The sequence below is a fragment of the Sporanaerobacter sp. PP17-6a genome (assembly GCF_900095615.1).
Classification (GTDB): Bacteria; Bacillota; Clostridia; order Tissierellales; family Acidilutibacteraceae; genus Acidilutibacter; species Acidilutibacter cellobiosedens.
In genome coordinates this window covers 84,541-98,922 of sequence record NZ_FMIF01000013.1, presented here as the reverse complement: position 1 = coordinate 98,922, position 14,382 = coordinate 84,541, and the positions used below count along the sequence as shown (strand labels likewise).

The window sequence follows — 14,382 nt, the reverse complement described above, 5'->3', positions numbered from 1 at the left end:
CACCGCCTTATTTTTATTTTTTCATGAGATCTAATATCTCTTTAGTTGTTTTTTCAATGCCTACACCTGTTAAAAAACACAAACCACTTACAAAAGGACATTTTACTCCATCGGGTTGCATTGTTGTTGATATTACAAAATCAAAATTAGTTGATTTTGCTGGCACTTCTGCTATTTTACATTGTTCCATTTTGTATTGTCCCTTGTATCCATTTGCATCCAATATTTTTTCAACTTTTACTCTGGCAGCTGTAGATGTGCATACTCCTGAGCCACAAGCCAATAATATTCTTTTCATGTTAACACTCCACTTTCTTTTTTATATTATTCACCTAAAACAATTATTTTACATTTACGTATACGTGATCTTGTCCTGTCAAAATCAACAAAGTATATATACCCTGTTGTCCCTACGCCAAGTTTTCCCTCATCCACTTCAAAGGTCTGGCTTGATCCTATAAGGGTTGCCTTAAGATGTGCATCACAGTTTAAAAGAGCTCTCCTGTCCCCATTTGGCAAATATGCCTCAGCATTTGGCCATAAGGCAACTGCTTTATAATGCTTTTCCCCGGGATAATTATACTGCCCTTCCTCCACGTTATCAGGAATTATTTTCTTTAAAATATTATTTAAGTCCTCCTGAAGAAACTCATCCCCTTCTTCATTATAATCATGAACAAATTCTTCAAAAAATACAGAACAAGTGGTATGAGGTGAGATGACTACACATATCCCATTTTTTACCCTGCTTTTCTCTATGGCCTCTTTTACCTGTGGTGTTATATCAAAAAAGCTTGGTCTTCCTCCATGAGATGTTAAATCTATTTGTTCCTTGTAAATATTCACTTTTCTTACCTCCAATTATTTTCTATCCTTAACAGCCTTTTTCACGGCTTCCGCCCATTCAACTATCCTCTTTTTAGGGTCAGGAGCTTTCAATATACCGCTTGTTCCTCCTGTTCCGTCAGCTCCAAGTTTTATAACCTTATAAACATCATCCGCTGTGGTAACTCCTGAGGCTATCATAACAAGTATATCCGGATTTATCTCTCTTATCTTTGATATGGTTTCAACTACATAGCCTTTGCCTGCTGTTTTGCCTGTCCCTATTAAATCTGTAGGCTCAGCTAAAACTATGTCAGGGTTCAATTTGCATACCGCAGCAGCTTCAAATACTGAATCCGCACATACTATGGTTATCATATCCAGCTCATGTGCTCTTTCAATGGTCTTTGATAATTTTTCTACTGTCATAGGATTTTCGGCATGATTTAGGAAAACTGCTTCTGCTCCTGCTTCCTTTAAAGATTCCGGCAGTATATGTCCCATTCCCCTGCCCGGCTTTAAAGGGTCCATATGTTGAGCAGTTACTATAAGATGGTTTGTCCTCTCGCTAATATACCGTATGTCTGTAAATGGACATGTAAAAAACATTTCAATTCCTGTTTCCTTTGCCACTTTATCAGCCGCCAAGGCTAAATCCAAAGATTTTTCTCCATAAAGATATGATTTTGGATTAACAACTAAAAATGGCGTTCTTACCTTCATTTTTTATTCATCTGCCTTCCTGTATTTTTCAGTTTCAAATACAACGTAATAATGCTTTAAACATTCCCTTATTCCTTCAATCTGTGCACTCCTTAATTCATAATAATCCTTCCACTCCATCTTCGCCGCCTTCTTATAGGCTGCCGTTACTAAATCTGTGTATATATTTATTTTACTTATTCCGTTAAGGGCACATCTCTTTAAATTATCATCTCCTGACGAAGAGCCTCCATGAAGAACAAGAGGTACATCAACCTTTGATCTTATTTCCTTCAATCTTTCAAAATCTATTACAGGCTTTCCTTTATATGCCCCGTGTGCTGTTCCTATAGATATAGCAAGAGAATCTACCTCTGTAAGCTCAAAAAATTTTTCTGCCTCTTCAACAGTTGTATATCTGCTGTCGTTGTCATCCTTGCTCTTATATGTTTCTCCTCCTCCTACATGTCCAATTTCCGCTTCCACTACTACTCCTTTTAAATGTGCATATTTCACTATTTCCCTTGTTTTCCTCACATTTTCTTCAAAGGGGTCCGATGATGCGTCTATCATAACTGACTTAAACCCTATGTCTACGGCCTTCATAATTAAATCCTTATCTGTTCCGTGATCAAAATGAAGTACTACGGGAACTTTGGCCTTTTCCCCATAATATTTTCCTAATTCTACAGCTTCATCAAATGATAAAAATTCCTTATGAGCTTGAGCATATGCTAATATCAACGGTAAATTTAATTCTTCCGCCACTTCTATACATGCCTTTGTCGAATTCTGGTCCACAAAATTAGGAGCAGGGAAAGCAAAATTGTATTTTCTTGAAACCTTATATAATTCTTTAGAACTAACTAACATCATACCGCCTCCTTAAAATCCAGAAATTATTTTATGAAATATTAGCTTTTTTCATTATTGCTTTAAATTCACTAATATTCGTACATGATATGATTTCATTTAATAATTCCTCATTCTGAAACATGTCTACCAACTTTTGCAACATCTGCACCTGTTCTTCTGACTTTTTTAAGCCAAGCATAAATATTACATTAACCTTTATTTCATCATTTTTATCTACCATGTTCTTGAATATTACCGGTTCCTTTAAAGACATGAAGCCTATTTGTGGTTTTATTATATGAATACTGTCAGTATGCGGAATAGCTATGCCTTTACCGTTTACACTAAGACCTGTGGGATATGCGACTTCCCTATTAATAACAGCTTCACAAAAAGTATCTTTAACTAAATTATTTTCCATAAACTTCCTGGCAAGCTTTCTTATAGCTTCCTCTCCAGTTTTAACTTTTTCATTAAAAAATGTAATCTCTTTGTCTAAATACATATTAATACCTCCGCATTTATTGTATTCTTCTCTCATATAATTCAATAGTTCTTGCCATTTCTTCACTGCTTTTTGATTTATCTAATGCTTTTTTAAATTCCGATATCTGCAGTAAATTTATTAAATTAAACAAAGCATTCAGATGTCTTTCTTTATCAACCGCATTTATTATGCATATATATTTTATTGGATCATAGATACCAGCATTAAACATAACAGGCTCTCTTAACCTTATTAAATTAAATCCCATAATTTTTCCTCCATCCCCAATTTCAGAATGAGGAATAGCAAATCCTTTAGAAATCACATAATAAGGTCCATTTTCAATAGTATTTTTTATTATGGATTTTACATATTCATTAGTTATAAATCCTTTATCCAATAAATTTTGAGAGGCTTTTTTTATAGCATCCTTCCAATCCTCCACCTTAACATCCAATTGTATAAAATCCTCTGTCAAAAGATCAGCGAGACTTAAATTCACTTTATTTTTTTTATCAAAATATTCGTTTAAACTTTTTCTAATTACATCTAATATTTCATCATCCTTTATTATTAGTTCTATTTTTTTCATTATTTCCGAGCAATTATTATCATGTATTTCGTCAAAATTTACAGAACCATAGTCTTCAATCATTTTTCTCATTCTCAGGAAATCGCTGTCTGTTAGCTGAGGAGATACCCTTATATATGGCAAACATGTCTCATCTAAATCGACTGTGGAAATTATAAAGTCTATATCATTTCTTATTGAATCTTTAAGTCTATGCTTAGGTAATACATTTACTATATTTAAATTAAATCTATCCAAAAGCTTTGATTTTAAAAATTGACTCGTTCCTATTCCACTGTTACAAACGAGAATTACATTACATCGATTCTTATGAATTTTTATTTTTTCAATCGAAGCACATATATATATGACTATATAAGCTATTTCTTCATCTCCTATAGGTCTCTTAGCATATTGCTCTAATACTCCTATATTTTCTTCAACCTTACTTTTTACATATGAATATTTTCCTATGATAAAATTTATTTCATAATTATCCACTAAACTTGTAAATCCGTCCAGAAAGATTCTCTCCAAATGATTTGAAAGGCTTTTGAAAAGTTCATAATCTTTATATAGCGGAATATTCAATGCTTTTGATACTTTCATAATAAACAATCTTGTAATAGTTTGTATTTTTACTATTTCCTTGCTTCCGTCAGTTGTGTTATTTTTTTTAAGATAAGTTAAACTTTTGGAAAAATTATTTAAGTAATAAAGTTCATTTTCATTTTCTTTTAAATCAAAATGCTGAAATACTAAAGTGTATAATCTTTCTATCAATTTATTGCTCACTTCGCCACTTTCAGACTTATAATTTTTAAGATATTTTCCCGACCTTATTCTGACAATAACCATACATAAGTAATTCCACAATATATTAAAAGAATGTTCCGTTAACTGCATTTCTGAATATTTTTCAGCTTCCGATATAAGATTTTGAAGTATTATGTTTCTTTCTACGTCTATTGCCTTTAATTCTCCAAATTTCATATTTTTAATCTTTTCCTGATGAGAAAATAAATTATATAAATCTCTATGCTTAAATAATATATTTACAAATAGATTTCTTATACTTTCCTCAGAACCCCTAATTTTTATGCCAGTATTGGTCTGAGAATCAATAGAAAGATGATAATTACCAAAAAACCTGTTTAAATATTTAATATCCCCGATAACTGTGGATCTGGAAACATACATGAATTCCGCCACATTAAAAAGAGTAACATGATTCTTTGTAAATATTAGCAAAAGCGCTTCAATTATCAGCCTTTCATCCTTCGACAGCTTATAATCATAAAAGCTCAATGTTGAAAGAATTTCATCAATCGATTTTTGTACTTTTGTAATATAAAACTTATTTTCTTTTTCTTTTAAGGATGCAATTCCCGTACTTTTCAAAAATTCATTAACTTCCTGTATATCTGCTTGTATTGTTTTTATACTGACGTTTAATATTTGTGCAAGATCTTTTATATCCAGCTCATTTTGTTTGTCATAAATAATTTTTATTATTTTACAAGCCCTTCTATACAAATGCAACACCTTCCTTTTTAATAAATCTTAAATTATAATAAAAACTTTCAGGATGGCAATTGCTATAAAACCCATAATTAAGATATATTTTTATTATATGGCCATCTAATTACTATATCTTACATTGTTACTTTAACATCTTTCGCTATAAAACAAAAGTTTAAAAGCATTCCTATATTTAGAACAAAATTGTACCAATTTATTAAACATAATAAACATCCGCCAGTTAAGTTGGTAATTTTCTTTTATGGGCACAATGCCCTTACTTACTAAACATATCTTTAAAGATAATTTAATGTTTATGTTTATATAAAAGACAGGTTATTGTCAGAATTGTCAATAATCTGTCTTTCGTTATTTATAGCTAATATTCGTTATAATAAGAGTTATTAAAAAAGAAAATAAAGACAACTTTTTGTCTTTATCTGAAAACGATTCCTTTATGTTTTTATTGAGGCTTTGAAATAACCTGCAAAATAAGATGTTTAATCTTGGCATTCCATTTGCAATATCTATTATCAGTTTAAAAATATTAACATAAAGGAGGAAATTTAATGATTATAGGAATAACAAAAGAAATAAAAGCTAATGAGAACAGAGTTTCGTGTACCCCGGAAGGAGTAAAAGAATTTGTAAAAAGAGGACATACTGTTTTTGTAGAAAAAGGAGCAGGCGATGGAAGCGGATTTCCCGATAAGGAATATGAATCTCAAGGAGCAAAAATATTGAAAACTCCGGAAGAATTATATCGAAATTCTGAAATGATCTATAAAGTAAAGGAAATATTTCCTGAGGAATACAAATACTTAAGGGAAGGGCTGATTGTCTTTACTTATATTCATTCCAATGCTCATAGAGATCAGACCGATGCTCTTCTTGAAAAAAAAGTAACTGCCATCGCATACGAAGACGTTACCGATAAAAACGGTGAATTTCCTCTTCTTAAACCAATGAGTGAAATAGCAGGTAAAGGAGGATTCATTGCAGCCCTCAACTTTTCTCAGAAAATTCACGGCGGCAAAGGAATTCTCCTTGCAAGAGTTCATGGAATCAGAACTCCGGAAGTCACTATTATCGGAGCGGGAAATTCAGGAATAGGTGCAGCGGAATTGTCATCAGCATTTGGAAACAAAGTTACAATATTAGATATAGACATAAATAAATTAGAAAGAGCCAAAGAGATACTCCCTCCTAATGTGGAGTTATTATATTCAAATGAGCAAAATCTAATAAAATGCCTGAAAAGAACAGACGTCTTAATGAATTGTATATTATGGCCAAAATGGAGAAAAGATCATTTGGTTTCAAGAGACATGCTGAAGTTAATGAAACGGGAATCACTAATTGTAGACGTAGCCTGTGACGAAGCGGGTGCTATAGAAACTTGCAGATCCACAAGCCATGACGATCCTGTATATATCGAAGAAGGGATTATGCACTACTGTGTAGACAATATTCCGGCAGCATTCCCTCAAACTTCGACCTATTCTTTATGTAATGCGACCTTGCCTTATGCTTTGGAAATAGCTAATAAAGGCGTTAAAAAGGCATTAACTGATAACAAATATTTAAGGAGAGGGCTTACATCCTATGGAGGAAAATTGACTCTTGAAGAAACAGGGAAAAAACAAAACAGACCATATATTTCTCCTGAAAAATCATTAGGAATCGAGTAACAAATATTTCCTTATAACGAATAGGAAAGTCCTCACTTATAAACATTGATTAAGAGGACTTTCCGTAAATGAGTTTCAGGAAAAACTACATTATACTTTGATAGAAGCTTTTCTTATAACCCATAGGGAAATCAAAATTTCATTAATATAAATTTCCCGTTAATTGGGTTTCAAGAAAAGCTACATTATAATTCTTCAATGGAAGCTTTTCTTATAAGTATCTTAATTAAAATTGATAATATAAAAGGAGGGGAATTATTAGTGCATCAGGAAGAAGGAAAGTTAAAAAGAAATCTCGGGTTACGGGAAGGTATTGCATATGTAATAGGATTTGTAATCGGCACAGGAATATTTTTAAAGCCTGCGGTAGTATTAGTTAATATGGGTTCATCAGCATCCGCGTTGATCATTTGGATTGTCGGAGGACTAATTTCAATGTGCAGTGCATTGACCATATCAGAAATTGCTGCATATATTCCTAAAGTAGGAGGGCTTTATACTTATTTGGTGGAATTATACAATGATGTCGTTGGTTTTTTGTATGGATGGATAGAAGTGATTATTTCAAGTCCGGGTGGTTCAGCAGCTTTGGCAATAGCTTGTGCTACATTTGCAACCTATTTTATACCGATGGGTAAATGGGAATTAAAATTTTTTGCAATATTTATTACTTTATTAATAGTAATATTGCAGATAATATCCACAAAGCTCAGCCTTCAGATGCAAGGCATTGCAACCATAGGGAAATTAGTTCCGATGGCTGCCATAATTATCTTTGGGTTAATTAACGGTACTGCCCATGATATCAGCTTTGCAACAAGTGGAATTATAAAGGGTGCCGGAACGGGAGTTGCCCTTCTCGGTGTATTATGGTCTTATGATGGTTGGATGAATACTTGTACTCTTGGCGACGAGATGATTCACCCGGAAAAAAATTTGCCTAAAGCTATAATAATAGGTCTTGCTTTTGTAATAATAGTTTATGCTTTATTTAATACGGCAATATTTAATGTAATGTCTGCACCCCAAGTAGCAACTTCCGAAAGTATAGGAGTAGATGTTTCCAAAAAACTCTTTGGCCGCGGAGGAACCACTTTGATAACAATAGGAATGTTGTTGTCTTCCTTTGCTGCTCTAAATGCTCAATTAGCCAGTGGGATAAGAGTAGCCTTTGCAATGGGGCAAAAAAAGCAACTTCCCAAATATAAAATTTTGAATCGTGTAAATCCAAAATTAGGTACACCGGTTAATTCGATAATATTTCAGACAGTGATTTCGATAATATTTATTCTGTTAGGCAATTTTAATACAATTACCGATTTGTGTATATTTGTTATATGGATATTCTTTACTCTCGGAGTATTCAGCATATTTATACTGAGAAAGAAATATCCCAGAGATGAAAAACTGTATAAAGTACCTCTTTATCCCATAATACCAATAATAGGAGGTATTGGAGGTCTATATCTAATATTCGTAACAATCAGAGACTCATTTAAGGGTTCTATGTTAGGACTTGCTTTGACATTAATTGGTCTGCCCGTATATTACTATTGTAAGAAAAAATATTCGGACAAGGATGATGCTGTAAAGGAATAGACAATATAAAATATTATATTGGAATTCAAAAACCTCTGCTAAGATTAAATAAATTTTAACAGAGGTTTTTTATAGCCCATAGTGAAGTATCTTATCATATATCCACTTTTAATTGGCTTAACAGCTTCCTCGTCTCGGTTACCTTTTCCTTTATCTGGTCAATATTCTTTTGAACAGTCCCTAAATAAAGAATATCCGATACTATTGATGTAGAAATCCTGGAAGCAACTGACCCGATCTTACGTTCGGTTTCCAGAGCCGGAACATATATTGGTACCGTAGCTTTTCGTGCCAAATATGCTTTGGAAATTTGTGTAACGGAAACAGACGGAACATTTAATTCATTTGCACGTTTTAATGCAAAATTTGCTAATTGTGTTGAACCGGAATATGAAAAGATAACGATTGCATCTTCCGGAGTTAAATCATTTACCTGAGTCAACTGTGTATGTGCATCCGAATGACAGCAAGAATCGATTCCGACCAAAATAAATTTATGTGAAAGGTCTTGAGCCACAAGAGACGAAGTCCCTTCTCCGACAACAAAGATTTTTTTTGCTTTTCTTAAAATATCAACAGCTTTTTTTATTTTTACCTCGTCTAAATTCTCAAAGGTTTTATTAATTGTGTTTATATTAAAGTTTTTAAATTTCTGCAGCATTTCCGGAATACTATCACTTTTAGTCACCTCTTCTATTAACTCATCTGAGGACATCAGCTGACGTTCCGATTCCTTTGCTAATATCAGCCGAAACTGAGTGTAACTTTCAAAGCCGATTTTTTTAACAAAACGTATAATACAAGACGGGCTGGTTCCCGAAGATTCTGCAAGCTGCTGAACAGAATAATCATATACTTCCAAAGGATGAGACAAAATATAATCGGCTACTTTTTTTTCATTTTTGCTGAGCAACGAATATCCTTCTTTAATTTGTATTAAACAACTCAAAGACACCACTTCCTTTCTCATTAATTTTAAATGTAAATCACAATTGAATAAATTAATTAATTTCGGAATAAATAATTTCATCATTTATTAGATTGGAATATTATTTCACCGTCTACTTATATTAAACTGAAAATTAAATCAATATCAGTATAATTGAAATGAACAAGAAAATCAAATATACATAAAAATACTCTTTTCTGGTGGAAATCTGAATAAGATTAAAACCAGAAAAGAGTATTTCTTTAAATCAAATTATAGTGCTTAAGCATTTCTTTAATTTTTTCATCAACTTCTGGCGTAGTTTCCATAACCGGAAGACGTGCAGGTCCAACAGGAATACCGGTAAATTCAAGGGAACGCTTCATAACTGAAGGTATCGTACCTAACTTTAATGCACTGCGCAATACTTCAATTTCTTGCTGTAAACGATCTGCCTCTTCATCATTACCCGATTTTAATGCATTATATAAATTAACATCTACTTCGGTAATAAGATTACTTGTACCGGCAATTGCGCCGGCTGCCCCTAAACGAATTGCGGGAGCTATTTTAGAATCAGAACCTATTAGAACTTTCATATCCGTTCCCTTAGCAGCTTCCACATAACCTTTCAAGTTTTCCATGTCACCCGAGCTGTCTTTGATTGCCTTAATATTCTCAACTTTAGCCAATTCAGCAACAATTTCTTTTGACAAGTTAATTTTTGTGTTCTTTGGAATATTGTATAAAATAATTGGAAGATCTATACTTGCCGCTATTGTTTTGTAGTGGTTTATAATTTCTTTATCATTAGGTGAAACAAAATATGGGGTGATAATAGATACCGCATCTGCACCAACTTTTTCGACTTTTTCTGATAAGCGGATCACATTACGTGTGCTGTTTCCGCCGGTACCAACATAAACAGGTACACGATGGTTCACAATTTCAACCGTCTTCTTTGCAAATTCCAATTTTTCATCATCATCGACAACGTGGAATTCACCATAACTTCCTAAAATAAAAATCCCTTTTATACCTTTTTCAATTAAACGATCAATTAGTTGTTTTAATGCATCATAGTTAATCGTCTGATCTTTATCTCTATTGAATGGTGTAACAATAGGTGTAATAATTCCCTCAATATTTATCATTTAATAATCCTCCTTTAAGCGACATTGTCTAAATTTCCTTTTGTATTTCATCTCTTACACTATTCTATTTACAGCTTTGTCATTCAGATATCCTTGAATATTTTCGTAAGTCATATCCATAATACGCTTTCGAGCTTCCACCGATCCCCAAGACATATGAGGTGTAATATAACAGTTTTTTGCTTTCAGTAGCGGATTGTCTTTTTCAATTGGTTCCTTTGAAACAACATCAATTCCTGCAGCATATATTCTGCCCTCATTTAATGCATCCGCCAAATCTTTTTCATTAATCAGTTGACCCCGAGCATTGTTTATAATAATTGCATTCTTTTTCATCTTGGCAATTGCTTTCTTGTCAATGAACTGCTGATTTTCTTTTGTTAGGGAACAATGAAGTACAATTACGTCTGCACGGGAACACAAATCATCAAAAGAAACATATTCAACATCTTTTAGAGTAGGATTTTCATGCTTATCATTAGCAATGATTTTCATGCCAAGGGCCCTTGCAATTTTTCCTGTCGTCTGGCCGATTCGACCATAGCCAATAATGCCCATAGTTTTGCCATACAATTCCAATAACGGCTTATCCCAGAAACACCAGTCAGCACTGTTTTCCCATCTTCCTTTTTTAACCGCATTGTCATGATATCCTACATGGTAACAAACTTCTAACAGCAATGCAATTGCAAATTGAGCAACAGAATATGTGCCGTAAGCCGGAATATTGCAAACTGCAATTCCCAGTTGTTTTGCTGCCTCAATATCAACTACATCATATCCAGTAGCTAAAACACTAATCAGTTTTATATTAGGACATGCTTTCATCGTTTCTTTTCGAATAGGAGTTTTATTTGTCAATACAACTTCTGCATCTCCGATACGCGAGATTATGTCAGCTGAATCTGTTCTATCATAAATAATAATATCTCCCAAAGTTTTGATTTGATTCCAGTTTAAATCTCCCGGATTCAAAGTATATCCATCCAATACTACAATTTTCATATTTTTTCTCCTCTCAAATCGTTGAGTTTTCCCATTAAACATTCACCATTGTCTGTCCAGAACATCTTCTCAATTTTCAATTCTGAACCTAAGGCAAAATGTCTTACCCCCAATTTGATATAGCGTTCTGCTTCTTCGGCAGAGTTAATTTCAGCCCTCGGACTAACTCCATATTTCAATGCAGTTTTAATTACCTTTTCTTCCGCTTCTCTTACTTTCTCAACTTCTTCTTTTGCGTTGAATCCACTATTCATAGAAAAGTCAGCAGGTCCAAACTGAACAAAGTCAACCCCGGGAACTTGACATATCTCCTCAATATTTTTTACTGCTTCCACTTTTTCAATCATAAATCCCATAACACATTTTTTTACTTCGGCTGCATAGGTCAACTGATTTTTAAAACCTTCGTTCTTATAGAAACGACGGCTGACATATCCAAGTCTTCCACCCTCATGGGGAATCGACGGTGTTACCATTTTTAATGTATTTTCTACCTCTTCTGCTGTTTTGTGATCAGTAAACAGAATACCTTGAAATCCTGAAGCCAATGCCTTTTGAGCTACATAGTCGCGGTTGGCATAATCTATTTTAATTATGCATGACATATTATGAAGTTCACATGCCCTTGCAATATTTTCTAAATCATATTGGTTATACGGAGCATATTCGCCCAAAAACTCAATATAATCATATAAGCCTGTGGCTCCTACAACTTCCGCTATCATTGGCCATGTACTGTTAATACGTGTAGCTATAATATTTTTTTTACCTTCTAAACATTCTCTTAATCTGTTTTTCATTTTTATTTCCTTCCTCACTTATCCTTCGATATCTGTAATAAGGTTTGTAATTGACATCTTTATCGTATTCATATCAGCTTCTAAAGTTTTTGAAGCAGCATGAGGAGTTAAAATAAAGTTGTCCAGACGTAACAGTTTCTCATCAGTTTTTGGTGGCTCCGTTGAGAAAACATCAAATCCGGAAGCAAAAATTTCTTTGTTCACTAATGCTTCATACAGATCAGCTTCATTTATAATTCCGCCTCGGGCTGCATTGATCACAATTGCTGTCGTTTTCATTTCTTTTAAACGCTCGGCATTGATCATATCCTTTGTTTCAGATGTCAGGGGCGTATGAATAGTAATAACGTCACTGGTTCTAACCAGTTCATCCAGCAAACATATTTGGATATTATGTTCCTTTGCATATTTCTCATTAATAGGAAATACATCATACGCACATACATTCATGCCGATACCCTGAGCAAGCCTGCCTACATGTCTTCCAATATTGCCAAAGCCAATAATACCGATTTTTTTACCCATAAGTTCTATTTCGTAGTTCTTGTTCCATTTTCCATTTTTAACGTTAATTGCTCCGTCAACAATACGTTTAGCACATGCAAACATTAATGCTATTGTATGCTCTGCAACTGACACCGAGTTAGAACCGACAGTCCTTGAAATTTTGATTCCTAATTCTTTTGCAGTATCTAAATCAATATTATCAACACCAACACCATACTTGGCAATAGCTTTCAAATTTTTACAGCCCTTAAGCATCTCACGATCTGCAATATCAACGCCAATAATGATACCATCAACATCTTTCGCATATTTTACAAATTCTTCGTGGCTATATGATTTGCCTGTATCATTCAGATGAATTTCCCATCCTTGTTGTTTTAATTTTTCAATTTCCTTCATTCCATTCTTAGCAAATGCCCTTGGTGTTATTAAAATTTTTCCTTTCACTGTCTAACGCCTCTTTTCTTCTTATTATAAATTGTCCTATTTAATTGATTTTCCCAAGGCTCCGCCTGGATGCCATTTTTTATAATCCTGTAAATCAATATTCTCTTCATTTTGAAGTGCAATAGATAAAGCTTGCAAAACAACAATTTCGGCCAAGTATGAAATACGAGGTGCTTTGTTTAAAGGTCCTCCTTCTTTATCTACGCCTGCAAATAAGAAAGCATCTCCCTGTTTAGCCAACCATGATTCTCTGTTTCCTGAAACCGATATAACTTTTGCTCCGTTATTTTTAACTGTAGTGACTGTTTTTATAAGTTCTTCTGTTTCACCACTGTTAGAAATTGCAATTACTATATCCCCTTCTTTTACTTGCCCGCTGGATCCATGAATCGCCTCGGTCCCATGAAGAACATAGGCAGGAGTACCGGTAGACGAAAATAAAGAAGCAATGTAACCAGCTACATAGGAAGGTTTCCCAATTCCGGTAACATGAACACGATTTCCATTCTTTTTAGCCTTAACAATCAAATTGTAAGCCGGATTTAATTCCTCTGTACTTAGATTCTTTACAAATTCACTTAATTCCATTTCAGTAATCTCTTTGAAAGTTTCAACAGCTTGAACATGCTTACTGATATCCATTATTTTTTACTCCTTTCTACTCCTCATCATCTTCACATTCATTTGAAGCCATTTCTTCTAATAATTCTTTGATGCCGTCTTTTCCTGTAGTCAAACAAGATTTATATAAAGAATCAATATTCTCTTCGATGTTTCTCATATTCAATACTTCAATCACCATTGGAAGATTTACACCTGTAATCACTCTAACTTTTTTCTTCTCACTTAGCAATTCGTGTAGATTTAAGGCTGTAATGTTATATGGCGAAGCTCCAAATAAATCAACGAATATGATTACACCGTCACCAGTATCCAACTCTAAAAATTTCTTTTTGATATCAGCTTTAAACTGATCTAAATCCTTATCAGGAAATAATCCAATTGAATCAAATTGTTCATTATTGCCCATAATCATCCTCGCACTGTCAGCAATACCTTCTGCCATTTTTCCATGGGTTACTATTAAAATTCCAATCATTCTACTTCATGACTTAAGTCACTTCCTCCTTTCTAAAACTTTCTATTTTCATAAGTAAGCGCTCTCAATTCATTTCTATACTATCATGAATAGAATAATTTTTCAAGTTAAAAATATTATATTTAGAATTTTATTTCATTTTGGATTTAAGTATGATATAATTTTAGTGTAGAAAAAAGGAGGTTTGCCTT

15 protein-coding genes are annotated in these 14,382 nt (G+C 33.4%); 2 read left to right on the top strand and 13 right to left on the bottom strand.

Annotated features, from left to right (window positions below):
• Positions 1 to 13: 13 nt before the first annotated feature.
• From PP176A_RS06755 to PP176A_RS06730, 6 genes are read right to left on the bottom strand one after another with little or no spacing between them, the layout of a single operon-like run.
• Positions 14 to 298 carry a PTS sugar transporter subunit IIB gene (locus PP176A_RS06755; RefSeq protein WP_071139701.1) on the bottom strand — a complete coding sequence of 95 codons (285 nt, stop codon included), beginning with the start codon at positions 296 to 298 and terminating at the stop codon, positions 14 to 16.
• Positions 299 to 324: 26 nt separating this feature from the next.
• Entirely contained in the window at positions 325 to 846 is a 522-nt protein-coding gene (locus PP176A_RS06750) for a YjbQ family protein (protein WP_071139700.1), read from the bottom strand.
• 15 nt (positions 847 to 861) lie between these two features.
• Positions 862 to 1,548, bottom strand: coding sequence for a triose-phosphate isomerase (locus tag PP176A_RS06745; RefSeq protein ID WP_071139699.1), 687 nt, complete (start codon positions 1,546 to 1,548; stop codon positions 862 to 864).
• 3 nt (positions 1,549 to 1,551) lie between these two features.
• Entirely contained in the window at positions 1,552 to 2,400 is an 849-nt protein-coding gene (locus PP176A_RS06740; protein WP_071139698.1) for a class II fructose-bisphosphate aldolase, read from the bottom strand.
• Between the two features lie 31 nt (positions 2,401 to 2,431).
• Positions 2,432 to 2,887, bottom strand: a complete 456-nt coding sequence (locus tag PP176A_RS06735; RefSeq protein WP_071139697.1) for a PTS sugar transporter subunit IIA — start codon at positions 2,885 to 2,887, stop codon at positions 2,432 to 2,434.
• Between the two features lie 16 nt (positions 2,888 to 2,903).
• Entirely contained in the window at positions 2,904 to 4,976 is a 2,073-nt protein-coding gene (locus PP176A_RS06730) for a BglG family transcription antiterminator (RefSeq protein WP_071139696.1), read from the bottom strand.
• 554 nt (positions 4,977 to 5,530) lie between these two features.
• Here PP176A_RS06730 and ald point away from each other — a divergent pair.
• On the top strand, positions 5,531 to 6,652 hold the full coding sequence (ald, locus tag PP176A_RS06725) for an alanine dehydrogenase (protein ID WP_071139695.1): 1,122 nt from the start codon (positions 5,531 to 5,533) through the stop codon (positions 6,650 to 6,652).
• Positions 6,653 to 6,913: 261 nt separating this feature from the next.
• A complete protein-coding gene (locus PP176A_RS06720; RefSeq protein ID WP_200796070.1) occupies positions 6,914 to 8,251 on the top strand; it encodes an APC family permease in 1,338 nt (445 codons plus the stop codon).
• 94 nt (positions 8,252 to 8,345) lie between these two features.
• On the opposite strand, the gene PP176A_RS06715 is transcribed toward PP176A_RS06720, so the two are convergent.
• The 7 genes from PP176A_RS06715 to PP176A_RS06685 form a co-directional block, all read right to left on the bottom strand.
• Positions 8,346 to 9,200, bottom strand: a complete 855-nt coding sequence (locus PP176A_RS06715; RefSeq protein WP_071139693.1) for a MurR/RpiR family transcriptional regulator — start codon at positions 9,198 to 9,200, stop codon at positions 8,346 to 8,348.
• Positions 9,201 to 9,442: 242 nt separating this feature from the next.
• Entirely contained in the window at positions 9,443 to 10,333 is an 891-nt protein-coding gene (dapA, locus tag PP176A_RS06710; protein WP_200796068.1) for a 4-hydroxy-tetrahydrodipicolinate synthase, read from the bottom strand.
• A gap of 54 nt (positions 10,334 to 10,387) precedes the next feature.
• On the bottom strand, positions 10,388 to 11,338 hold the full coding sequence (locus tag PP176A_RS06705; RefSeq protein WP_071139692.1) for a D-2-hydroxyacid dehydrogenase: 951 nt from the start codon (positions 11,336 to 11,338) through the stop codon (positions 10,388 to 10,390).
• Positions 11,335 to 12,138 carry an HpcH/HpaI aldolase family protein gene (locus PP176A_RS06700; RefSeq protein ID WP_071139691.1) on the bottom strand — a complete coding sequence of 268 codons (804 nt, stop codon included), beginning with the start codon at positions 12,136 to 12,138 and terminating at the stop codon, positions 11,335 to 11,337. The genes PP176A_RS06705 and PP176A_RS06700 overlap by 4 nt, the downstream gene beginning before the upstream one ends.
• An 18-nt stretch (positions 12,139 to 12,156) precedes the next feature.
• Complete coding sequence (locus PP176A_RS06695; RefSeq protein ID WP_234958856.1) at positions 12,157 to 13,092, bottom strand: phosphoglycerate dehydrogenase; 936 nt, start codon at positions 13,090 to 13,092, stop codon at positions 12,157 to 12,159.
• A 36-nt stretch (positions 13,093 to 13,128) separates the two neighbouring features.
• On the bottom strand, positions 13,129 to 13,734 hold the full coding sequence (locus tag PP176A_RS06690) for a KpsF/GutQ family sugar-phosphate isomerase (protein ID WP_071139690.1): 606 nt from the start codon (positions 13,732 to 13,734) through the stop codon (positions 13,129 to 13,131).
• A 16-nt stretch (positions 13,735 to 13,750) separates the two neighbouring features.
• Positions 13,751 to 14,191: a PTS sugar transporter subunit IIA gene (locus PP176A_RS06685; RefSeq protein ID WP_071139689.1), complete on the bottom strand. Its 441-nt coding sequence runs from the start codon at positions 14,189 to 14,191 to the stop codon at positions 13,751 to 13,753.
• Positions 14,192 to 14,382: the final 191 nt, after the last annotated feature.